We start from the raw sequence: 22,887 nt of genomic DNA, 5'->3' as shown, positions 1-22,887 counted from the left end.
AGTATATGAAAGACGCGCATTTGTTATCATCATCCCTGTATTCAGAGATGAAGTTTGGCCACCTCCGGGTGGCCTTTTTCTTTTCCGTCAGGCCTGTTTTTCCAGCCACGTATCGAACGACTCGCTATCCGCCGCCTCAATCTCCTGCTGGCGGCGTCGCGATGCCTCGCCTTCGGCGGCAAATTCCGCCTCCTGCAGAATTTCCAGCGGCTCTTCGCACAGCTGCGCGCGGTACGCTTCAGCCAGCGTTCTGCCGGTGCCGCCGATGCCGTTATCGATCATCGAGCGCAGAATGCGGGCGGAAAAGGTCAGATCCGGATCGTCAAAGCAGGCGACCAATTCGTCGCACACCCGCTGATAATCCTCTCCACCGTGAATGCTGTCCAGCGTTTGCGCCACTCTTTTCAGATCGTGGAACAGATCCTTGCCGACCTTCGCCAGCGGGTACTGGGCGGTTTCACAGCCAATGCCCAGCGTCAGCCCCGGTTTGCGCCCTTCGAGAATCACCCGGTTCCAGTTGGTGCGGGTGCACAGCAGCTCATCGCTGCTCATTTCAGGCGCATCGGCAAGGGCACACCAGACCATGAAGAGGTCGAGGAAGCGCACCTGCTGCTCATCCACGCCGATGGGCGAGAAAGGGTTAATATCCAGCGAGCGCACCTCGATGTACTCAATTCCGCCGCGCAGCAGCGCGTCGGACGGGCTTTCGCCGCTGCGGGTCACCCGCTTCGGACGAATCGGCGCATACAGCTCGTTTTCAATCTGCAGCACGTTGCTGTTGATTTGCAGGCGCTTGCCCTCTTTCTGCAGGCCAATCGCCGCGTACTCTTCAGAAGGGGTTTTAATGGCGCGCTTCAGCCCCGCCACATACTCATGCAGATCGTTAAAGGTAATGCCGAGATTGCTTTGCGACTTATTGGTATAGCCCAGATCGCTCAGGCGCAGCGAAGTGGCGTATGGCAGGTAGTACATACCACAGTCCGTTTTCTCAAACGGCAGCGTGGTAGTTTTCCCCTGCAGGAAGGAGGCGCAGATCGCCGGCGAAGCGCCGAACAGATAGGGGATCACCCAGCCAAAACGATAATAATTGCGGATCAGGCGAAAATAGCCGGCGGAGATTTTCTCTTTCGCCTCTTCCCCTTCGGTGACCCCGCACTTCGCCTGCCAGAACGTCATCGGCAGAGAAAAATTATAGTGGACGCCGGAGATGATTTGCATCAGAGCGCCGTAGCGGTTTTTCAGCCCTTCGCGGTAGAGCGTTTTCAGTCGCCCAACGTTTGACATACCGTACTGCGCCAGCTCGATATCCTGCCCTTCGGCGACGTAGCAGGGCATACTCAGCGGCCACATGCGCTCGTCGCCCAGCTTTTTGGCAGTATAGCGATGCAGATCGCGCATAAAGGCGAGCATATGCCCAATATCGCCGTCTACCGGAGTGATAAACTCCAGCAGCGCTTCAGCAAAATCTGTGGTGATCCATTTATGCGTCAGCGCAGCGCCTAACGCTTCAGGATGACCGGTAGTCGCCAGCGTGCCATCAGCATTCACACGCAGCGTTTCGCGCTCAAGTCCGCGCTGAATCCCCCTCAGTGCCTGAGGATGGTTTTCCAGCCAGGTCAGCGCCTGTGATACGTCCGGGATCAAATTGACCTCCCGCCTGTCAAATACGTTTTAATTAGCATAACTGTAATGGTGACGATACGGACGATTTCATCTTGCTGCCGCACCGGCAGCGAGTAAACCGCAGCGTACGCGGGGTACGTGAAGTTTTCGGGCGCTGCCCGGAGGCAAAGCGGCAAATAAAACGGTTTGATGAAAGCGTCCAGGCCCCACAATTAGTGCCACCATATCATGCCCTGAACCGTCGCTGCTGCGATCAGAATATAGCGCAGCGCTTTCGCCCAGGCATAAAAATAAGAGCGTCGCTTCCCACGGCATGCGCATCCATCCCGCCAGCAGACACAGCAGATCGCCAATAACCGGCGTCCAGCTTAATACCAGGCGGTGGCTTTTTCTTGCCAGCGCGACGTTTTACGCAAAGGAAAAAGACGCTCAAGGATAACGTTAGTTACCCCTCCAGGGCTATTACCCATTGTTGCTGTTAAGACCAGAAGCCAGGAAGTGCTGACCCCGGAGAGTAGCATGACAATCAGCACAACTTCAGAATTTCCCGGCAGCAGCGTCGCGCCGAGAAAACAGCTGGCAAACAGTGACAGAAGCGACATCCCGTCACTCACAGTAATCGAACGTCCACAACATCCATGCCTGCCGCACGGGCCGCCTGCAGGCCAAAATCGGCATCCTCAAATACCACACAGCGCGTCGGAGATACGCCCATGCGCTCGGCACAGAGAAGAAAGGTGTCGGGCGCGGGCTTATGATGCTGTACATGATCGGCGGCTACGACCGCATCGAAATAGCGGCGCAGCCCCAGATGCGCCAGCAACGCTTCCGCGAGGGCGCTCCCGCTGCCCGTCCCCACCGCCATAGGTCTGCGGCCATACCACGTCCTGACTACCTCTACCAGCGGCAGAGGCTCAACGCAGTCAAGCAGCATACGTCTTACCGCCGCGTTTTTTTCATCCGCCAGGCTATACGGATCGAGATCGGCATGGTTAATTTCAATAAGTTTTCGGGCGATATGCCAGCCTGGTGAGCCATTCAGCGCGACCACAGCCTGCTCGTCAAAACGTAATCCATGACGCCCCAGAACCTCACGCCACGCCTTACGGTGCGTTGGCTCAGTATCAAGAAGGGTGCCATCCATATCAAAAATTAAACCTGCATAACGTTCGTACATGGCGCGCTCATAAAGCAAATGACCGGACGCTACTTTAGCCTAATTTGTTGATTTTGTCGCTGATGGAGAAGACGAAGATTGTGCAGAGGGCGTTAAATGTTCGGGCGAGAGAATAGCTTGTTGTGCGGCCGCTGCTGAAGCAGCGTTATCCTCCCTGGTGCCTGCGGTGAGTGCCGCTGCCCCATTCATACCTTCATCGCTGAAGATAAGGAGAAGTATGGTGCATCCGGGAGGATTCGAACCTCCGACCGCTCGGTTCGTAGCCGAGTACTCTATCCAGCTGAGCTACGGATGCATCGGAAAACTCATTTACTGCAGATTTTGATATCACTACAAAAGCCATATCAAATAAGAGGTGACGCATCCGGAATGGATGACTCGCCTTGCGGGCCACTGCTGAAGCAGCGTTATCCTCCCTGGTGCCTGCGGTGAGTGCCGCTGCCCCATTCATACCTTCGTCGCTGAAGACAAGGAGAAGTATGGTGCATCCGGGAGGATTGGAACCTCCGACCGCTCGGTTCGTAGCCGAGTACTCTATCCAGCTGAGCTACGGATGCATCGGAAAACTCATTTACTGCAGATTTTGATATCACTACAAAAGTCATATCAAATAAGAGGTGGTGCATCCAGGAGGATGACTCGCCTCTCGGCTCGCCCTTCGGGCCGCTGCTGAAGCGGCGTTATCCTTCCAGGAGCCTGCGGTTAATACCGCCACCCCATTCATACCTTCGTCGCTGAAGACAAGGAGAAGTATGGTGCATCCGGGAGGATTCGAACCTCCGACCGCTCGGTTCGTAGCCGAGTACTCTATCCAGCTGAGCTACGGATGCAAATGGCGGTGAGGCGGGGATTCGAACCCCGGATGCAGCTTTTGACCGCATACTCCCTTAGCAGGGGAGCGCCTTCAGCCTCTCGGCCACCTCACCACACGCCTCTTACGAGTGCTTCGAAGAACTTGTTTTAGCTCATCGTCGCTGCGTGGCGCACATATTACTTTCTGAGACTTATAAGTCAAACAATTTTTCCTGCGCTTTTGTTGTTTGCACACTTCACGCGCAATTAGCCTGCAAAAACGGCAAAAAGGGCGTTTTATCAACGGCTATAGCCGCATAAATTGCGTTGCAACACAAAAACAGAACCAGTGTTTTTGAACCGCACGGCCCCTGAAAAGGGAAGTCTCAGGCCGCCCAATGCAGCAGCAACGTCATCAGAAAGGCATTTAATGCCGCAGGTCGTCTTTGGTGAAGTTGTTCCCCGAAATCCCGGGGGCTTGCCGTCATGAGCGCTAAAGCAGCCGCAGAGCGGCCCGTCAGGGGATAACACAGCGTACCGACGTACTGCGTCTGCGGTCGATAAAAACGGAGAGCGCTGACGGCCAGGAGAGAGAAAGGAGGGGAATGACGTGAATACGAGAGGATAAAAGTGAACTGAGTTCGCGTCTCACCGGAACGGTGAGACGCGAAAACCTTAGTAACTGGACTGCTGGGTCTTTTCAGCCTGGATACGCTGGTAGATCTCTTCACGATGGACAGAAACTTCTTTTGGGGCGTTTACGCCAATGCGTACCTGGTTGCCCTTCACCCCTAAAACTGTCACGGTGACCTCATCTCCAATCATGAGGGTTTCACCTACTCGACGAGTCAGAATCAGCATTCTTTGCTCCTTGAAAGATTAAAAGAGTCGGGTCTCTCTGTATCCCGGCATTATCCATCATATAACGCCAAAAAGTAAGCGATGACAAACACATTACATGTAAGCAGTCATGGCATCACATTCTGTTAAACCTAAGTTTAGCCGATATACACAACTTCAACCCGACTTTATCGTGGTCGATCGCGTTAAAAACACTGCCGCAGATCGACGCCCACATCAGCGGTTAACGCTTATATCCCCATCATACTTCACGTTGCATGTGCGTAGGCTTTATTCGGCCCAGGGGCCTCCCCCTGAAGGGCCACCGCCTGCGTCACAGCCTTCCTGCAACCCGAATTATTTAGGGCTTAATTATTACAGTCTTGCGCTGACCCAGCCTTTCACACTGGCTAACGCCGCGGGCAGCGAAGCCGCATCCGTACCGCCGGCCTGCGCCATATCCGGACGACCGCCGCCCTTACCACCCACCTGCTGCGCGATCATACCAACCAGTTCCCCGGCCTTAACGCGATCGGTCACATCCTTCGACACGCCCGCAATCAGGGAGACCTTGCCTTCCGCTACCGTTGCCAGCACGATAATGGTCGACCCCAGCTGATTTTTCAGATCGTCAACCATGGTGCGCAGCATTTTCGGCTCAACGCCCGTAAGCTCACTCACCAATAGCTTAACGCCATTGATATCAACCGCTTTGCCGGAGAGATTCGCGCTCTCCTGCGCCGCGGCCTGTTCTTTAAGCTGCTGAAGCTCTTTTTCAAGCTGGCGCGTGCGCTCCAGTACGGAACGCACTTTGTCGCCAGGATTCTGACTGTCGCCCTTCAGCAGCTGCGCTATCTCATTCAGGCGATCGCTCTGTGCATGCACGGTGGCAATCGCCCCTTCGCCCGTTACCGCCTCAATACGGCGCACCCCGGCAGCGGTACCGGATTCTGACATAATCCGGAACAGACCGATATCGCCGGTGCGGTCAGCGTGCGTACCGCCGCACAGCTCGGTAGAGAAGTCGCCCATGCTCAGCACACGTACGCGCTCATCATATTTTTCGCCAAACAGCGCCATTGCGCCTTTGGCTCTTGCCGCTTCCAGATCCATAACGTGGGTTTCGATCGGCAGATTGCGACGAATTTGCGCATTCACCAGGTCCTCAACGGCACGGATTTCTGATGGTTTCATCGCTTCGTTATGGGAAAAATCGAAGCGCAGCAGCTTATCGTTAACCAGCGATCCCTTCTGCGCCACGTGAGTCCCCAGAACCTGGCGCAGCGCGGCGTGCATCAGGTGGGTTGCAGAGTGGTTCAGGCGAATACGCGCGCGACGTGCTTCGTCAACCTCAGCCTGCACCGCGTCGCCCACCTTCAGCGAACCAGCGGTCAGTTTGCCGACATGCCCGATCGCCTGACCATATTTCTGCGTATCGGCAACGGAAAACGCGCAGCCCGCGCCTTTCAGCTCGCCCTTATCGCCAACCTGTCCGCCGGACTCGGCATAGAACGGCGTGCTATCCAGGATAACAACGGCGTCTTGCCCCGCGTTAATTGCCTCTACCGCTTTGCCATCCACGAACAGCGCGGTAACCTTGCCGTTCAGCGCCAGCCGATCGTACCCCTTAAATTCGGAGACGCCGTCAACGCGGATAAGCGCATCATAGTCCGCGCCGAAGCCGCTGGCTTCACGCGCGCGGCGGCGCTGTTCTTCCATCGCGGCCTCAAAGCCGGCCTCATCGACCTTAATGTTGCGCTCGCGGCAAACGTCAGCGGTCAGATCGACCGGGAAACCGTAGGTGTCATACAGGCGGAAAACGGTTTCACCATCGAGGGTATCCCCCTGCAGCTTCGCCAGTTCTTCATCCAGCAGCGCCAGACCGCGCTCCAGGGTGCGGGCAAACTGCTCCTCTTCAGTTTTCAGCACCTGCTCGACCTGGGCCTGCTGGCGTTTTAATTCGTCGCCTGCAGACTCCATCACCGCGATCAGCGGCCTGACCAGCTTGTAGAAAAAGGTGTCCTTCGCGCCCAGCATGTTGCCGTGGCGCACCGCGCGACGAATAATGCGGCGCAGCACGTAGCCGCGGCCTTCATTTGACGGCAGCACGCCGTCGGCGATCAGGAACGCGCTGGAGCGAATATGGTCAGCGATAACGCGCAGGGACTTATTGCCCAGCTCGGTGGAGCCGGTTACCTTCGCCACCGCCTCGATTAGGGTACGGAACAGGTCGATGTCATAGTTGGAGTTGACGTGCTGCAGCACGGCCGCAATACGTTCCAGGCCCATGCCGGTATCCACCGACGGTTTCGGCAGCGGTTCCATAACGCCATCGGCCCGGCGATTGAACTGCATAAAGACGATATTCCAGATCTCAATGTAGCGATCGCCGTCCTCTTCCGGGCTTCCCGGAGGCCCTCCCCAGATGTGATCGCCATGATCGTAGAAAATCTCGGTGCACGGGCCGCACGGCCCGGTATCGCCCATCTGCCAGAAGTTATCGGAGGCGTACGGCGCACCTTTGTTATCGCCGATACGAATAATGCGCTCGCGAGGAATACCCACCTCTTTTTCCCAGATGCTGTAGGCCTCGTCGTCAGATTCGTAGACGGTGACCCACAGCCGCTCTTTCGGCAGGGCAAACCAGTTTTCACCGGTCAGCAGCTCCCAGGCAAACTGAATAGCATCATGTTTGAAATAGTCGCCGAAGCTGAAGTTACCCAGCATTTCAAAGAAGGTGTGGTGGCGGGCAGTGTATCCGACATTTTCGAGGTCGTTATGTTTACCGCCCGCCCGCACGCAGCGCTGCGAGGTGGTTGCGCGGGAGTAGTTACGCTTGTCGAGTCCAAGGAAAACATCCTTGAACTGATTCATCCCGGCATTGGTAAACAGCAGAGTAGGATCGTTGTTGGGCACCAGGGAACTGCTGGCAACAACCTGATGACCCTTACTATGGAAAAAGTCGAGAAACGCCTGACGGATCTCAGCGGTGCTCTTGCTCATATTTATCCTGAATCACGCTATACGCTTTATCTGTCAGGCTGACCCGGGGCCGGCCGCAGAGCTATCCGGCTCGGCCATGGAGCCTGCTCTTACAAGCCGCCGCGCCACGGCGCTCGGACCGTATGGGTCCTGGCACGTACGATAGTACACCGCCAGCCCCCCGCTCTTTTGCCGCCCTGAGGCAGCCTGAATGATTTTGCGTAGGTGGAATTATCGTCGCAGACGCCGGTTATCTTTCAAACAGCCGGCGGCCAAACGGAAAAAGTGGGAATAAGATAAGTTTTCTTTCAGTCGAAGTAAAATCCCGTATGCGCTCAACCGGCAAAATTTCGCCATATTTCCTGAATATCCTCCATCAGGTAGCCACGGCTAAGTAAAAAGCGTTGCGCTTTTACTTTATCTGAAAACGCCGTTGGCAGCGGTTCGCCATATTTACGCACTGCCTGGTCCCGGGCCTGCGCAAACCAGTCAATATCGCATTCACACAGCGCTTTTTCAGATAATTCACGCTCAATGCCTTTTTGAACCAGCTCCTGACGAATTCGGGCCGGGCCGTAGCCTTTGCGGCTGCGGCTGGCGATAAAGCGTTCGGCAAAGCGGCTGTCGTCCAGATAGTGGTTCTCATAGCACCAGGCGATAACCCGCTCATGCTCCTCCGCCGTCGCCCCGATCTCCTCCGGGCAACGCTTTCCCGGTATCGCCGCAGACAGCTTGCGCCTCAGCTCCTGCTCGCTGTGGTCACGGGCGGCCAGAATACGAACCGCGCGATCCTGCAGGCGGGCATAGACCGATCTGTGGGTGGTGGACTCTGTCATCCTTACCTCTTTTGAAAATGCAAAAAGGGCCGCGCGAACGACCCTTGTGTTTTACAGCAGGCTATCAGAAATCTTCGTTGGTCTCTTCCGCCCCCTGGGCGTCGTCAACGGTAAAGTCTGGCGTGGTGTCCTGGTTATTAAGCAGCAGCTCGCGCACCTTCTTCTCTATTTCCTTCGCGGTTGCCGGGTTTTCCTTCAGCCAGGACGTTGCATTCGCCTTACCCTGACCGATTTTTTCGCCGTTATAGCTGTACCAGGCCCCCGCCTTCTCGATCAGCTTTTCTTTCACGCCCAGATCGACCAGCTCACCATAGAAGTTGATCCCTTCCCCGTAGAGGATCTGGAACTCAGCCTGCTTAAACGGCGCGGCGATTTTGTTCTTCACGACCTTCACGCGGGTTTCACTCCCCACCACGTTATCACCCTCTTTCACCGCGCCGATACGGCGGATATCCAGGCGAACGGAGGCGTAGAATTTCAGCGCATTGCCGCCGGTGGTGGTTTCCGGGTTACCGAACATCACGCCAATTTTCATACGGATCTGGTTGATGAAGATCAGCAGCGTGTTGGACTGCTTCAGGTTCCCCGCCAGCTTACGCATGGCCTGGCTCATCATACGCGCCGCAAGACCCATATGGGAGTCGCCAATTTCACCTTCGATTTCCGCCTTCGGCGTCAGGGCCGCAACGGAGTCGACGACGATAACGTCCACCGCGCCGGAGCGCGCCAGCGCGTCGCAAATTTCCAGCGCCTGTTCACCGGTATCCGGCTGCGAGCAGAGCAAATTATCGATATCCACCCCCAGCTTGCGGGCGTAGACCGGGTCCAGGGCATGTTCGGCGTCGATAAATGCGCAGGTTTTACCTTCACGCTGGGCGGCGGCAATCACCTGCAGCGTCAGGGTGGTTTTACCGGACGATTCCGGCCCGTAAATTTCGACGATACGGCCCATCGGCAGGCCGCCCGCGCCCAGCGCGATGTCCAGCGAAAGCGAGCCGGTCGGGATGGTTTCTACATCCATAGAGCGGTCTTCACCCAGGCGCATGATGGAGCCTTTGCCGAATTGCTTTTCGATCTGGCCCAGTGCTGCCGCCAACGCTTTCTGTTTGTTTTCGTCGATAGCCATTGCTACTCCTGTCATGTGCCGGAATCCACGTCGCTCTTCAGGCCGCCTCTGGGCTGGCCGCTTTGATTCCCCGCGATACCGTGAGGATTTATCTGCCGCCAGCGCGCTGCAGCCCAAATGGCTGTGTCTTTTACCGGATAGTGAATATCGTATTGTTGAAGCGATTATACTGTACAGTCATACAGTATCAAGTATTTTGTAGAAAATGTTGCCACAGCGTTTGCAGGGCATAAGCCGTGGCCTGTCGGCGCACGCTCTCGCGATCCCCGGTGAAGCATTCCCGGCGGGTGATCCCCTCACCGCGCGCGCTGGCAAAGGCGAACCAGACGGTGCCGACGGGCTTCCCGGCGCTACCGCCATCCGGCCCGGCGATACCGCTAATGGCAACGGCATAGTCGGCGCGCGCAGCCTTCAGCGCGCCAATCGCCATTTCCACCACTACCGGTTCGCTAACCGCGCCGTGCTGCGCCAGCGTCTCTTCGCTAACGCCGATCGTCTGCGATTTTGCCTCGTTGCTGTAGGTGACAAAACCGCGCTCAAACCAGGCCGAGCTGCCGGCAATATCGGTAAGCGCTTTCGCCACCCAGCCGCCGGTACAGGACTCCGCCGCCGTTACGGTGGCACCGCGCGCTTTTAACGCCAGCCCCAGCCGTTCGCTTAACTGCATCAGTTCACCGTCACTCATTTCAGCCTCAGTCAGTTAATTTCTATGTCGGACAAGATAGCACCTTCCCGTCAGAGATGGGGGTGCGTTGGCAATTTTACGAGGGCGGTTCAGAAAGCGTTGCCGTTTGCTACAGCCGCCTGAGCCTGTCAAAAAATAAGCCCTGACTGGCAGCCAGCCCGCAGCGTTGGGCATTGATTGTCAGGTCACGCCGCCGGGACATTCAGCCGTACATACAACCACGCCAGTCCTTCGTCAGAAGCGCTTCCCTTTCGCTGCCAGCAGGACGGGCCACGAAGAAAAATGCGGTGTTCCCTTTTATGGTTAACCGCCGCAAACCCACCGCATGATTTTGCAGATAGCGATCTTAAGCCCGCCGGCCCCTGATGATAAGCCGAAGCCGTTCCACCTTACCGCACGCGCGCCAGCCCCACGGCCTGCCCCAGTTGCCAGACCGCCATGGCATAATGCGTGCTGTGGTTATACCGGGTGATCGTATAAAAGTTCGGCAGCCCGTACCAGTACTGATAGCCGGTGCCGACGTCCAGCCGCAGCAGGCTAACCTGCTGGCGATTGCCCAGCGGCTGCTGCGGCGTCAGCCCTGCGGCAGCCAGCTGCGAAGGGGTGTACTGGGTTTTAAAACCGTTCGCCAGCCCCGGGGCCTGGCCGTTCGCCACCACCGCCACCGTATCGCCTTTCACCCAGCCGTGGGCTTTAAAATAGTTCGCCACGCTGCCGATGGCATCGACCGGGTCCCACAAATTGATGTGGCCGTCGCCGTTAAAATCCACCGCATACTCTTTATAAGAAGAAGGCATAAACTGCCCATAGCCCATCGCGCCGGCGAAAGAGCCTTTCAAATCCAGCGGGTCGTCCTGTTCAGCACGCGCCATCAGCAGGAAAGTTTCCAGCTCGGCGGAAAAGTATTTCGCCCGACGCGGATAGTCAAACGCCAGGGTGGCCAGCGCGTCGAGAATGCGCGTTTTGCCCATTACGCGCCCCCAGCGGGTTTCCACGCCAATAATCCCGACGATAATTTCCGGCGGAACGCCGTAGACCTGCCATGCCCGGTTCAGCGCATCTTCATACTGATTCCAGAAGGCCACGCCGTTCTGCACATTGTCCGGCGTGATGAACTGCTTGCGGTAGCGCAGCCACGCGCCGTTAGGCCTGGACGGCGGCCGGGCTCCGGGTGCCTGGCGATCCATCAGGCGCAGCACATAATCCAGCCGTTTGGCCTGCGAGACTATTTCCTGCAGCTGCTGGCGATCGAAGCCGTGCTTGCGCACCATATTATCGATGAACTGCTGCGCGTTGGGGTTACTGGCGAAATCCCCGCCCAGCTGCATGACGTTATGCCGTGGCTCGAGCAGAAAGCCGCCGGTGGGTACCAGCATGGCCGTTTGATTTTCCGAAGGTTTCGGCTTGCTGCTACAGGCGGCAAGCAGTACAGAGAAACAGATCAAGGCAATACAACGACACTTCAACATGACTCATCCATTAAACAAATTCGGCCAGGGTGAAGTATGGTAAAAGATTCTTTGCCATACAAGGACGCGCCTTATTGCACTTTCCCCTGCCGCGGCCTCCAGGCCTTTCCAGAACAGGTCGCCATGTTAAACGATTTCTTTTACAACGCAGCCCTTAAAAAAAGCACTTTTTTCAATTTTCAGAGTGCGTATGCCGTCTGTTACCCGGCAAAGGGCTAATGCGCTGATAAAAAGCCCATCACATTCAACTGGCAAATGAAACTCTCCTTATTCGGCGTTACGACGGCCCCGTTTTCAGGGCCCCACCTTCGCCAGAAGCACCTCAATTAAAGCGCTTTAACGCTGATGAGGAGAGGAGCTATGGCGCACGAAGTGATGCACGGCTGAACGCGGCCACCAGGCGCTCTTTGGGGTCGGCTGATACGCCGGTGGTGGCCAGGCTGCCTGTCAGGCCGTCTCCTTCAGCCCCAGCCGCTTCGCCAGGCGGTGCAGGTTGGCAACATCCATGGTCAGCGCCCTCGCGCTGGCGGCCCAGTTATGGTTATTTTGCTCCAGCGCCCGGCGGATCGCCTCCCGCTGGAAGGTCTCCGTCGCCTCGCGCAGGTTCTGGCAGACCGGCTGCGTCACCGCCGCGGCTTCCGGCTGCGGCGGGTGCGGTTCGTCGTGCAGGGCGAAGTGGCGGGTCTCCAGCACCACCTCATCGCCCGCCCGGGTGGCCCGCGCTAACACCACCGCGCGGTGGATCGAATGCTCCAGCTCGCGCACGTTGCCCGGCCAGCCGTAGCTCAGCAGATGGCTGCGCGCCCCCGGACTCAGCACCACCCGCGCCAGCCCCAGCCGCAGGCGGCACTGCTCGCAGAAGTAGCCCGCCAGCAGCACCACGTCCTCGCCGCGCTCGCGCAGCGGCGGCACCGACAGCGGGAACACGCTCAGGCGGTGAAACAGGTCGGCGCGAAACCGCCCGGCCAGCACCTCTTCGCGCAGATCGCGGTTGGTGGCCGCCAGCACCCGGACGTCAACCCGCAGGCTGCGGTCATCGCCGACGCGCTGCAGATCCCCGTACTGCAGCACGCGCAGCAGCTTGGCCTGCAGCGCCAGCGACAGCTCGCCGATTTCATCAAGAAACAGCGTGCCGTTGTCGGCCATCTCAAATTTGCCGCTGCGGTTGCTGATGGCCCCGGTAAACGCCCCCTTCACGTGGCCAAACAGCTCGCTCTCCGCCACGCTTTCCGGCAGCGCGGCGCAGTTAAGATAGACCAGCGGGTTGACCGCTCTCGGCGAACCTTCGTGAATCGCCTTCGCCACCAGCTCCTTGCCGGTGCCGGTTTCGCCGCTAATCAGCACGTTGAGATCGGAGGCGGCCACGATCTCGATCTCTTTTTTCAGCTGCTGCATACCGGGAGAGAGACCGATCATCTGCGTCTCTTTCACCTGCCCGAAATCGGTCGCCGGCGCGCCCGGCAGCATATTCTGGCTCTCCAGTTTTTCAATCAGCAGGGCGTTGCTCAGCGCCCCCGCCGCCAGCGCGGCGATCAGCCGCAGCTCCTCATTGCTGAACACGTCGAACTGGTCCGGCTCCATGCCGTCAAGGGTCAGCGCGCCGATCAGGCTCTGTCCGGCGAACAGCGGCAGGCCGATGCAGGCGTGCACCTTCAGGCTCTCCTGCCCCGGGATCAGGCCGTCATACGGGTCCGGCAGATCGCTGTCGGCCGGAAAGCGCACCACGTCGCCGGCGCGGGCGATAGCCTCCAGCCGGGGATGCCCTTCCAGGGTAAAGCGCCTGCCGAGCACGTCGCGGGCGAGACCGTCGATAGCCAGCGGAATAAACTGCCGCGCCTCATAGCGCAGCAGCGCCGAGGCGTCGCACTCCAGCACCTGGCGCAGGGTGCTGATCAGCCGCTGAAAGCGATCCTGATGGCCGACGCCGCGCTGTAGCTCGATGGCGATGCCCGCCAGTACCTCTACTGAAAAGCTCATAGTCACCTCATCGTCATTATGACTGTGGATAGTGTCATATTGACTACATAAAGGATAGTCTTTTCGACAATCATTCTGTGCGCCACATTTGTTATATTTTTTAAAATCAATGAGATAAAAAGTTGGCACGCGACCTGCAATAAGCAAGACATCTTTTTTAGTAAAACGCTGAATAATTGAGGTTGCTATGTCTATTCTGGTTAAAAATAATATTCATTGGGTTGGCCAACGTGACTGGGAAGTCCGTGACTTCCACGGCACCGAATACAAAACGCTGCGCGGCAGCAGCTATAACAGCTACCTCATCCGTGAAGGTAAAAATGTCCTGATCGATACCGTCGATCATAAATTCAGCCGGGAGTTCGTACAGAACCTGCGCGGCGAAATCGACCTGAACGATATCGATTACATCATCATCAACCACGCGGAAGAAGACCACGCCGGCGCGCTGACCGAGCTGATGTCGCACATTCCGGGTACGCCGATCTACTGCACCGCCAACGCCATCGATTCTATTACCGGCCATCACCATCATCCGGAATGGAACTTCAACGTGGTGAAGACCGGCGACTCGCTGGATATCGGCAACGGCAAACAGCTGATCTTCGTGGAAACCCCGATGCTGCACTGGCCGGACAGCATGATGACCTACATGACCGGCGACGCGGTGCTGTTCAGCAACGACGCCTTCGGCCAGCACTACTGCGACGAACGCCTGTTCAATGACGAAGTGGATCAGACCGAGCTGTTCGAACAGTGCCAGCGCTACTACGCCAACATCCTGACGCCGTTCAGCCGCCTGGTCACGCCGAAAATCACTGAAATCCTCGGCTTCAACCTGCCGGTGGATATGATCGCCACCTCCCACGGCGTGGTATGGCGTGAAAACCCGACCCAGATCGTGGAGCTGTACCTGAAATGGGCGGCGGACTATCAGGAAGACCGCATCACTATCTTCTACGACACCATGTCCAACAACACCCGCATGATGGCCGACGCCATCGCCCAGGGCATCAACGAAGTTGACCCGAACGTGGCGGTGAAGATCTTTAACGTCGCCCGCAGCGATAAAAACGAAATTCTGACCAACGTGTTCCGCTCTAAAGGCGTGCTGGTGGGCACCTCTACCATGAACAACGTGATGATGCCGAAAATTGCCGGCCTGGTGGAAGAGATGACCGGCCTGCGCTTCCGCAACAAACGCGCCAGCGCCTTCGGCTCCCACGGCTGGAGCGGCGGTGCGGTAGATCGTCTGTCTACCCGCCTGCAGGACGCCGGGTTTGAAATGTCCCTGAGCCTGAAGGCCAAATGGCGTCCGGATCTGGATGCGCTGGAGCTGTGCCGCCAGCACGGTCGCGAAATTGCGCGTCAGTGGGCGCTCGCTCCGCTGCCGGAAACCCGCGTAAAAGCGCCGGCAGCCCAGGCTGACGCCGCCGCCAGCGCCGCAGAAGAGACCGCCGACCTCGGCCCCTGCATGCAGTGCAGCGTTTGCCAGTGGATCTACGATCCGGCCAAAGGCGAACCGCTGCAGGAAGTGGCTCCGGGTACGCCGTGGAGCGAAGTGCCGGATAACTTCCTGTGCCCTGAATGCTCGCTGGGTAAAGATGTATTCGACGTACTGGCATCGGAGGCAAAATGAGCCGGGGTATCGTCATTATTGGCTCGGGCTTCGCCGCCCGCCAGCTGGTGAAAAATATTCGTAAACAGGATGCGAACCTTCCGCTGACCCTGATTGCCGCTGACAGTATGGACGAGTACAACAAGCCCGATCTCAGCCACGTTATCAGCCAGGCCCAGCGCGCCGACGACCTCACCCGCCAGTCGGCGGGGGAGTTCGCCGAACAGTTCAACCTGCGCCTGTTCCCGCAGACCTGGATCACCGCCATCGATGCAGAGGCCCACGTGGTAAAAAGCCAGGATAAGCAGTGGCAGTACGACAAGCTGGTGCTGGCCACCGGGGCAGCGGCCTTTGTGCCGCCGGTTCCGGGACGTGAGTTAATGCTCACCCTCAACAGCCAGCAGGAGTACCGCGCCTGTGAAACGCAGCTGCACAACGCCCGGCGGGTGCTGATTGTCGGCGGCGGTCTGATCGGCAGCGAGCTGGCGATGGACTTCTGCCGGGCGGGCAAAGCGGTCACGCTTATCGACAACGCCGCCAGCATTCTCTCCTCGCTGATGCCGCCGGAGGTGAGCAGCCGTCTGCAGCATCGCCTGCTGGATATGGGCGTCGATCTGCTGATGAAATCGCAGCTTCAGGGGCTGGAGAAGACCGAATCCGGGATTCGCGCCACCCTGGATCGCCAGCGCAGCGTCGAGGTGGATGCGGTTATCGCCGCCACCGGCCTGCGGTCGGAAACCGCCCTGGCGCGCCGCGCCGGCCTGACCATTAACCGCGGCGTGTGCGTGGACAGCTACCTGCAAAGCAGCAATCCGGACATCTACGCCATCGGCGACTGCGCGGAGATTAACGGCCAGGTTCTGCCGTTCCTGCAGCCGATTCAGCTCAGCGCCATGTACCTGGCGAAGAACCTGCTCGGCGGTAACGCCCCGCTGAAGCTGCCGGCCATGCTGGTCAAAATCAAAACGCCGGAGCTGCCGCTGCACCTGGCCGGGGAGACCCAGCGCCGCGACCTGAACTGGCAGATCGCTGCCGAAAAAGAAGGGATGGTAGCCAAAGGGATGGACGCGGAAGGTCAACTGCGCGCCTTCGTCGTCAGCGAAGACCGCATGAAAGAAGCGTTCGCCCTGCTGAAATCACTGCCGGCCTGAGGCCTACAGCCTAATTTCATTAACCTCACGCACACGGAAGTGCGTTGCTGCTTGTCGGTTTATCCCGACTTTTTTTGCCCCGCCAGTCCCGGGGCTTTTTTTTATCTCCGGGCCAGCCAGCGCGCCCCCGCAATCGCCCCCTGCCCCAACGACACCCCGCCGTCTCCCGCCGGAAGCTGCTGTGGAAACAGCAGGGTAAAATCCGCCAGATAAAAAGCCAGACGCGCCCGCAGCAGACGGTTATGCATCACGCCACCGCCAAACGCCAGGGTGGTAATCCCGCGCGGGGCAGCCTGCGCGCGCATCAGCGCGGCGAATCCGCAGGCCAGCGCGTCATGAAAGGCCCACGCACGCTGGGCGTCGCTCCCCGGCCACGCCAGCCACTGCCGCCAGAAGGTCGCCAGATCCAGCTGTCGCCCGGCTGGCGGCAGCGTCACCGGATGGTCGACCCCCTCGCAGCCTGACGCCAGCGCCTCCAGCGCGCAGGCGGCCTCGCCTTCATAGCTGAGCGCTTCCGGGGCGCAGCCCAGCGCCGCCGCGACGGCGTCAAACAGACGCCCGCACGAGGAGGCCAGCGGGGCGTTGATCCCCCGCGCGATGGCGCGGTCGAGAACCGGCCAGTTTTGCCGCCGCAGGGCCGCCGTTTCCGGGCGCGTCTGCCAGTCGGGAACAAAGCGCAGGCACTGGGCCAGCAGATTGCGCCAGGGCTGCTTCGCCGCCAGATCCCCGCCCGGCAGCGCCACCGGCGGCAGACCGCCCAGATGCTCACACTCCCGGTAGTTCACCCGCAGGCACTCGCCGCCCCACAGCGCCCCGTCCGCCCCCATGCCGATGCCGTCAAGGGTCAGGGCGATAACATCCCCGCCTTCAAGGGGCCAGCCGTGCTCGGCCAGACACGCGGCGGCGTGAGCGTGGTGATGCAGGACGGTTTCAGTTGGCAGCGCCATGCCCCCGGCCCAGCGGCTGGAGACGTAGCCCGGATGGGCGTCGCAGGCGACGCGCTGCGGCGTAAAGTCATAGACGTTCTGGATCAGGCGCAGCGCCTCCTGCCACTGGGCCTGCACCCCGTCGTCGCTGAGATCCCCCAGATGCTGCCCCACCACCGCCTGCCCGCCGCGCACAAGGGCAAAGGTGTTTTTCAGATCGGCCCCCAGGCAGAGGATCGGCGGCAGATCATGGAACCCCGGCGGCAGCGCCAGGGCGTCCGGCACGTAGCCCCTTGAGCGGCGCAGCATCTCGCCGCTGTCGCGCACCACCGAGTCGTCCATCCGCTGGACAATATCGCGGTTATGCAGCAGAAAGCCGTCGGCGATCTCCTGCAGATCCGCCAGCGCCCGCCGGTTGGTCAGGGCGGGCGGCCTGCCGCTAAGGTTGCCGGAGGTCATCACCAGCGGTCTGCCCATCTCCTGCATCAGCAGATGCTGGAGCGGATTGGCGGGCAGCATCACGCCGACTTCCGCCAGCCCCGGCGCGATCCCGGCGCACAGCGACGCAACGCGCGCTTTATCCACCAGCACGATCGGCGCGGCGGGAGTGGTCAGCAGACGGCGCGCGGCCTCCGGCAGGCCCGCCGCCGTCGGCAGCATCACCGCCAGCGGTTTCGCCGGGCGGTACTTCCGCGCCCGCAGCCGCGCCACCGCCTCGTCGCTTTGCGCGTCGCAGGCCAGATGAAATCCGCCGATGCCCTTAATCGCCACGATCCCCCCCGCCTTCAGCAGCGTAACCGCCGCCTGCAGCGCCGCCTCCTTCTCCGCCCGCGCGTCGGCGCTCCGCCACTCAAGGTGCGGCCCGCAGGCCGGGCAGGCCACCGGCTGGGCGTGAAAGCGCCGATCGTACGGATCGCGGTATTCCGCGTTGCACCGGGCGCAGAGGGGGAACGACGCCATCACGGTGAACGGGCGATCGTAGGGCATGGCGCGGATAATAGTAAAACGCGGGCCGCAGTGGGTGCAGTTAATAAAGGGGTAGCGATAGCGCCGCTCGCCGGGCGCGTTCATCTCCGCCAGGCAGGCGGGACAGGTGGCGGCGTCGGGGACGATTTGCGTGTTCATCGCCCCGCCCCCGCTCTGGCGAATGGTGAAATCAGCGGGCGGCCGATCCCAGATAAAGTCTTCGCGCTCCACGCTGTCGATGCGCGCCAGCGGCGGGCAGTGGGCGTGCAGGCTGGCAATAAACGCCGACGGCTCCTCCAGCAGCCGGACGACCACCCCGTCGCCGTCGTTACAGACGTCGCCATGCAGCGCAAGCCGCTGCGCCTGCTGCCAGACAAAAGGACGAAAGCCGACGCCCTGCACCTTGCCGCGAATGCGCAGCTGCACGCCGGAGTGGTTGCTTGTTGCCATGAAATTGTTCTCGCTTAGGGCCGGACTCTCAGGAGCCGACGACGCTGCACGAAACGGCCCGACGCGCGCGTCGCGGGCCGGGTTAAGGCAACGCCGTCATCCGGCGCACTCTTCTCCTGATTAAGCGTATTTTACGCCCGTCTCAGGGGATTCCTTTGATGCCAGAACGGTTCCGGAAAGATTTTCCGGATTTCAGAAAAGCAGCGCGGCGGTAGAATCCATCGCCGCACGACGGCGTTTTTCCGCGCTCAGCTGTTCCAGCTTGTTGCGGTCGACGCAGATCAGCGCGTGGGTCGGGCAGGCCTGCATACAGGCCGGGCCGGCTTCCCGGTGGTGGCACAGGTCGCACTTGTTGGCTTCGGCTTTCTCCGCCCGTACGTTCAGGCCCGCGCCGCTGTTGCGGATAACCGGGCGTACCACTACCTCCATCGCGCCGTAAGGGCACGCCACGACGCAGGTTTTACAGCCGATGCAGCGCTCCTGCATGACGTGGATAAATCCTTTATCCCGGCTAATGGCACCGTTCGGGCAGACGTTGGCGCACGGCGCGTCTTCGCACTGACGGCACAGCGTCGCGGTGGAGATATCCACGCCTTTGATAACGTGAATCCGGGGTAAAAAAGTATCCGGCGTCAGCGACGCGCAGTCTTGGTTCTCTTCATGGGATACCACGCAGGCAACTTCACAGGTACGGCAGCCGATGCATTTGCTTGCGTCCGCAATGATGAAACGGTTCATCAATTTCTCCAGCAGTAACAGATAATGCCCCGTATCATTCACGAATCGTGCCAATTATTAAGCTATTGTAATTAAATGATTTTTACTAACACAGATACCCTCTGACGGGTGTCATCGTCACGAGTGACGATGACGGATGTCAGCGTCCGGACGGGGGCGGGCAGCGGCTCAGTTCCCGATAAAAGGCCTTCAGCAGGGGGAACCTGTCGCCGTCGGATCGGCGGTCTGGCAAATTACCGCGCAGCCAGGTATTCACGCCGGAGAGCGGACATTGTGTCTGGCGCTCTCTTGCATCAGCAAAGCCGCCAGCCGGGCCAGCAACGGCAGGGCGCTGGCGTAGCGCGGCCGGACGGTGCGGACGGCTTTTGCCCTCCGCCGATGGAGCGCGCACGTTTCATTTATTACATCCTTTTTTCTCGATCCTGATTCCATTTTCAGGTTTGCGACGCGCCGCCATTACTGGCATTTTATACAGTAACTTCTCTCTTCTGCCGCAACAAGGATGGGCCTATGTCTCATGAATCCGCTAAAACACAACCCACCATCGCGAAGCCTTTTCGCCATCTGACGGTCAGCTACGTCAGAAAGCGCCATGAGGATCGCAAGACCGGGCGCACCCTGCGCTACAGCCGCCACGCCTCGTTAACCATGAACGGCGACTGGCTGGAGCAGGCGGGCTTTCCGACCGGAACGGTCGTCAGGGTGTGGGTAACGCGAGGGAGGTTAATCATTGAGCAGGCGAACGCGCAGCCGCCTTTTGCGCCGCAGGGGGGCGCGTATGCCGGGGAGCAGCCGGGGCATGACGAAGGGAGCGGCCCGACGTAGGCGCGCCGCCCGCTCCGGCGTCTGGCCAGAAGGGCGGGAGGCAACGGCAGCTCCGGCGTCTGGCCCGGAGAGCGGGCGGCGGCTCCCGGGAGCGGGTCGTTACGCTTCCGGGGCCTCCAGTTCGGCAAATCCGCCGTGCCCCTGCCAGCCCTCAAGGCGCTGCCAGACGACGTCCACCGCGTCCTTAACCGCCTGGGTCATCGGGTAATAAAAGCCGACGATATCCGGCTGGATGCCGAGGAAAATCACCTCGCTGACGTCATCCTTCAGCTGATCGATCAGGTAGTTCAGCGGCATATTATGCGTGGTCATCATAAACATTTCGGCGATGTCGTCGGGATCGATAATACGGATCTCGCCGGGGTTCAGCCCCATGTCGGTGGCGTCGACGATCAGCAGCCGCGACGGGCGCAGCTCGCGGATCGCCACGATGTCGTTTTCCGGCGCGCTGCCGCCGTCGATGACCACCCAGTCGCCCTTCGGCTGCGCGGCGCACTTCTCTGCCAGCAGCGGGCCTGCGCCGTCATCTCCCATCATGCTGTTGCCCACACACAATAAAACGTCAGTCACGCTGTTTCTCCACGGCTTAATTCGGTTGGTTAATGGATTATCGCCCAGCCTTACGCAGAGCGAAAAAGAAAGGCGGAAGCGGCCGCTGGCCTGCGCCACCCGGCGGCCTCCCCGATGTTGGGCTGCGGCGTCGGCTCGCCCACAGGCTCGCCGGGCTGCCGCCCCTCCGACGGCGCTCGCTATCGCCGGTGGTCGCCGGAATCCGAAGCGCATAGTGCCCCTTTTTCCGCCCTGCCGCTATAGCGACACCTTTTTCCAGGCTCATCGGCGCTCCGCCCCTGCCTGCCCGGCTCCCCGGCGTCTTCAGAGGCGGGACGCCCGTCAGTCGCGATGGCGTCTGACCATCAGGTAGATAGCGTTTTCCTGGTGAATATCATGCAGCATACTGAGCAGGGTTTTGCTCCACGCCTGCTGCTGCGCGGTCTGCCGGGCCTGCGCTTTGTCGAAGGCGTTGGCAAGCATCGCCACGTGGTTGCTGTCGATGACGATCTCACCGTACTTCGGCACGCCCTCCATTTTACGCCGCGCCTCGCTGCCCGCTTCAAGGGTGGCGATCCACGCCAGATAGGCCTCCCACGGGCAGGTTAACGCCGCTTCCAGACAGTCGATGACCCCGAGGTGGTGACCAATCGCCAGGCTGTAATAGACAACCTGCTGCGCCTCGGCGGGCGTCGCATCGTTCTCATCAATAAATTTACGGCTCAGTTGACTGAACACCACCGTTTCACTCATCGGATACGCGCTCCTTCAACAACGTGGTTAAGATGGGTGACGATTTCGCTCAGACGCGGATCGTTTTCCGCCTCCAGCCAGCGCGCCACCTGCTCTTCGCCCTTGCCCAGCTTGTTCATATAGTCGTCGGCGATCTGTCGGCCATAGCGGTAGCCCGCCAGGCGACGCGCTTCGCGATCCACCTTCACGCGCAGCGGCTGCACCATGTCCGGATGGAGCAGCGCCGCCGCCTGTTCATCCTGCTCGCCGGGAGCGCGAGCGTGGATTTTCTGCTCCAGCAGGCCCAGCGCCATTGCGAAACCGTACAGCGTTGCCGCCGGAGAGGGCGGGCAGCCGGGAATATAGACATCCACCGGCACGATCTTATCGGTGCCGCCCCAGACGCAATAAAGGTCATGGAAGATGCCGCCGCTGTTGCCGCAGGCACCGTAGGAGATACAGATTTTCGGGTCCGGAGCCGACTGCCAGGCCCGCAGCGCCGGCGAGCGCATGGCGCGGGTTACCGCGCCGGTAAACAGCAAAATATCGGCATGGCGCGGCGAAGGCACCACCTTGATGCCGAAACGCTCGGCGTCAAACAGCGGGGACAGGGTGGCGAAAATTTCAATTTCGCAGCCGTTGCAGCCGCCGCAGTCCACGCGGTAGACGTAGGCCGAACGCTTAATTTTCTTCAGCAGCGACGCCTTCATGCTGGCGATGGATTCATCGACAGTCATCGGCACCGGAATGCCGTTGGCGTCGCGCGGGCCTAATAAATTGCTCATCAGCTGGCCTCTTTCATATGGCGAGTCAGTTTAATACGGTCGGACGACACCAGGCACTTCTGGCGCTTACAGTCCGGGCAGGTCTCAAAGCTTTCGCGGTGATGCTCCGCGCGGCTATCGCCGTTGTGCCTGAGCAGCGCAATGGCGTAGTCGATCTCTTTCTGCACGGCGAAGGGGCGGCTGCAGACGCGACAGTTGCACAGGGCAAAACGGGACTGCTGAAGAAAATCCTCTTTTTTCCACACCGCCAGCTCATACTCCTGCGACAGCTTAATGGCCGCGGTCGGGCAGACCTCTTCGCAGCGGCCGCAGAAAATGCAGCGGCCGAGGTTGAACTGCCACGCCAGCGCGTTGGTGGTCAGATCGGTTTCCACCGACAGCGCGTTCGACGGGCAGGCGTTGACGCAGGCCGCGCAGCCGATGCACTGCTGCGGATTATGCTCCGGCTTGCCGCGCAGGTTTTTATCAACCGCAATCGGCTCCAGCGGATAAGAGGAGGTCGGCGCGCCGGTTTTGATGACTTTTTTGATAAAGGTAAACATAGTTGCTCCTGGTTTGCGTGCGGGCTTTTACCCTCACCCCGGCCCCCTCCCGGAGGGAGAGGGTTAGGGGGAAGCGAATCTCCCCCACGCAGCGCCCT

General features: G+C 59.8%; 19 protein-coding genes, 4 tRNA genes and 1 pseudogene. 4 read left to right on the top strand and 20 right to left on the bottom strand.

Annotated features, from left to right (window positions below; all coding sequences use genetic code 11):
• Window positions 1–87 precede the first annotated feature (87 nt).
• The 14 genes and pseudogenes from gshA to norR form a co-directional block, all read right to left on the bottom strand.
• On the bottom strand, window positions 88–1,644 hold the full coding sequence (gene gshA, locus GJV78_RS13770) for a glutamate--cysteine ligase (RefSeq protein WP_155108904.1): 1,557 nt from the start codon (window positions 1,642–1,644) through the stop codon (window positions 88–90).
• 191 nt (window positions 1,645–1,835) lie between these two features.
• Window positions 1,836–2,237 (bottom strand): annotated as a pseudogene (locus tag GJV78_RS13765) (YqaA family protein).
• The gene (gene yqaB / locus GJV78_RS13760; RefSeq protein WP_155108903.1) at window positions 2,234–2,800 is read right to left on the bottom strand and encodes a fructose-1-phosphate/6-phosphogluconate phosphatase; all 567 of its coding nucleotides are present in this window, start codon (window positions 2,798–2,800) and stop codon (window positions 2,234–2,236) included. Before yqaB ends, GJV78_RS13765 begins: the two are co-directional and overlap by 4 nt.
• A gap of 218 nt (window positions 2,801–3,018) precedes the next feature.
• A tRNA-Arg gene (locus GJV78_RS13755) sits at window positions 3,019–3,095 on the bottom strand.
• Between the two features lie 185 nt (window positions 3,096–3,280).
• Window positions 3,281–3,357, bottom strand: a tRNA-Arg gene (locus GJV78_RS13750).
• Window positions 3,358–3,553: 196 nt separating this feature from the next.
• Window positions 3,554–3,630: transfer RNA gene (locus GJV78_RS13745), tRNA-Arg, on the bottom strand.
• A gap of 3 nt (window positions 3,631–3,633) precedes the next feature.
• A tRNA-Ser gene (locus tag GJV78_RS13740) sits at window positions 3,634–3,726 on the bottom strand.
• Between the two features lie 541 nt (window positions 3,727–4,267).
• Window positions 4,268–4,453 (bottom strand): carbon storage regulator CsrA, encoded by a 186-nt coding sequence (csrA, locus tag GJV78_RS13735; RefSeq protein WP_154773868.1) that lies wholly within the window; start codon window positions 4,451–4,453, stop codon window positions 4,268–4,270.
• A 354-nt stretch (window positions 4,454–4,807) separates the two neighbouring features.
• Complete coding sequence (alaS, locus tag GJV78_RS13730) at window positions 4,808–7,435, bottom strand: alanine--tRNA ligase (RefSeq protein WP_155108902.1); 2,628 nt, start codon at window positions 7,433–7,435, stop codon at window positions 4,808–4,810.
• A gap of 314 nt (window positions 7,436–7,749) precedes the next feature.
• Window positions 7,750–8,250, bottom strand: coding sequence for a recombination regulator RecX (gene recX / locus GJV78_RS13725; RefSeq protein WP_155108901.1), 501 nt, complete (start codon window positions 8,248–8,250; stop codon window positions 7,750–7,752).
• 64 nt (window positions 8,251–8,314) lie between these two features.
• On the bottom strand, window positions 8,315–9,376 hold the full coding sequence (recA, locus tag GJV78_RS13720) for a recombinase RecA (protein WP_155108900.1): 1,062 nt from the start codon (window positions 9,374–9,376) through the stop codon (window positions 8,315–8,317).
• A 187-nt stretch (window positions 9,377–9,563) separates the two neighbouring features.
• Entirely contained in the window at window positions 9,564–10,061 is a 498-nt protein-coding gene (gene pncC / locus GJV78_RS13715) for a nicotinamide-nucleotide amidase (protein ID WP_155108899.1), read from the bottom strand.
• Between the two features lie 389 nt (window positions 10,062–10,450).
• Complete coding sequence (gene mltB, locus GJV78_RS13710; protein WP_155108898.1) at window positions 10,451–11,530, bottom strand: lytic murein transglycosylase B; 1,080 nt, start codon at window positions 11,528–11,530, stop codon at window positions 10,451–10,453.
• 447 nt (window positions 11,531–11,977) lie between these two features.
• Entirely contained in the window at window positions 11,978–13,507 is a 1,530-nt protein-coding gene (gene norR, locus GJV78_RS13705; protein WP_155108897.1) for a nitric oxide reductase transcriptional regulator NorR, read from the bottom strand.
• Window positions 13,508–13,694: 187 nt separating this feature from the next.
• Here norR and norV point away from each other — a divergent pair, with 187 nt between their 5' ends.
• A complete protein-coding gene (gene norV, locus GJV78_RS13700) occupies window positions 13,695–15,146 on the top strand; it encodes an anaerobic nitric oxide reductase flavorubredoxin (RefSeq protein WP_155108896.1) in 1,452 nt (483 codons plus the stop codon).
• Window positions 15,143–16,276, top strand: coding sequence for an NADH:flavorubredoxin reductase NorW (gene norW, locus GJV78_RS13695; protein WP_155108895.1), 1,134 nt, complete (start codon window positions 15,143–15,145; stop codon window positions 16,274–16,276). Before norV ends, norW begins: the two co-directional genes overlap by 4 nt.
• A 101-nt stretch (window positions 16,277–16,377) precedes the next feature.
• Here the strand turns inward: norW and hypF are convergent, their stop codons facing one another.
• Entirely contained in the window at window positions 16,378–18,618 is a 2,241-nt protein-coding gene (gene hypF, locus GJV78_RS13690) for a carbamoyltransferase HypF (RefSeq protein ID WP_155108894.1), read from the bottom strand.
• A gap of 192 nt (window positions 18,619–18,810) precedes the next feature.
• Window positions 18,811–19,356 (bottom strand): electron transport protein HydN, encoded by a 546-nt coding sequence (gene hydN, locus GJV78_RS13685; protein ID WP_155108893.1) that lies wholly within the window; start codon window positions 19,354–19,356, stop codon window positions 18,811–18,813.
• A gap of 136 nt (window positions 19,357–19,492) precedes the next feature.
• Between hydN and GJV78_RS13680 the strand changes: the two genes are divergently transcribed.
• Window positions 19,493–19,696 (top strand): hypothetical protein, encoded by a 204-nt coding sequence (locus GJV78_RS13680; RefSeq protein WP_155108892.1) that lies wholly within the window; start codon window positions 19,493–19,495, stop codon window positions 19,694–19,696.
• 170 nt (window positions 19,697–19,866) lie between these two features.
• Window positions 19,867–20,181, top strand: coding sequence for a SymE family type I addiction module toxin (locus tag GJV78_RS13675; RefSeq protein WP_155108891.1), 315 nt, complete (start codon window positions 19,867–19,869; stop codon window positions 20,179–20,181).
• 99 nt (window positions 20,182–20,280) lie between these two features.
• Here the strand turns inward: GJV78_RS13675 and hycI are convergent, their stop codons facing one another.
• The 4 genes from hycI to GJV78_RS13655 form a co-directional block, all read right to left on the bottom strand.
• Window positions 20,281–20,751, bottom strand: coding sequence for a hydrogenase maturation peptidase HycI (gene hycI, locus GJV78_RS13670; protein ID WP_167519573.1), 471 nt, complete (start codon window positions 20,749–20,751; stop codon window positions 20,281–20,283).
• Window positions 20,752–21,072: 321 nt separating this feature from the next.
• Window positions 21,073–21,483, bottom strand: a complete 411-nt coding sequence (locus GJV78_RS13665; protein ID WP_155108890.1) for a formate hydrogenlyase maturation HycH family protein — start codon at window positions 21,481–21,483, stop codon at window positions 21,073–21,075.
• The gene (gene hycG / locus GJV78_RS13660) at window positions 21,480–22,247 is read right to left on the bottom strand and encodes a formate hydrogenlyase subunit HycG (protein WP_155108889.1); all 768 of its coding nucleotides are present in this window, start codon (window positions 22,245–22,247) and stop codon (window positions 21,480–21,482) included. Before hycG ends, GJV78_RS13665 begins: the two co-directional genes overlap by 4 nt.
• Entirely contained in the window at window positions 22,247–22,789 is a 543-nt protein-coding gene (locus GJV78_RS13655) for a formate hydrogenlyase complex iron-sulfur subunit (protein WP_155108888.1), read from the bottom strand. Before GJV78_RS13655 ends, hycG begins: the two co-directional genes overlap by 1 nt.
• Between the last annotated feature and the right edge of the window lie 98 nt (window positions 22,790–22,887).

Source organism: Intestinirhabdus alba, assembly GCF_009711095.1.
GTDB lineage: Bacteria > Pseudomonadota > Gammaproteobacteria > Enterobacterales > Enterobacteriaceae > Intestinirhabdus > Intestinirhabdus alba.
The sequence above is the reverse complement of the archived record's forward strand: the minus strand, read 5'-3'. Positions and strand labels throughout refer to the sequence as shown.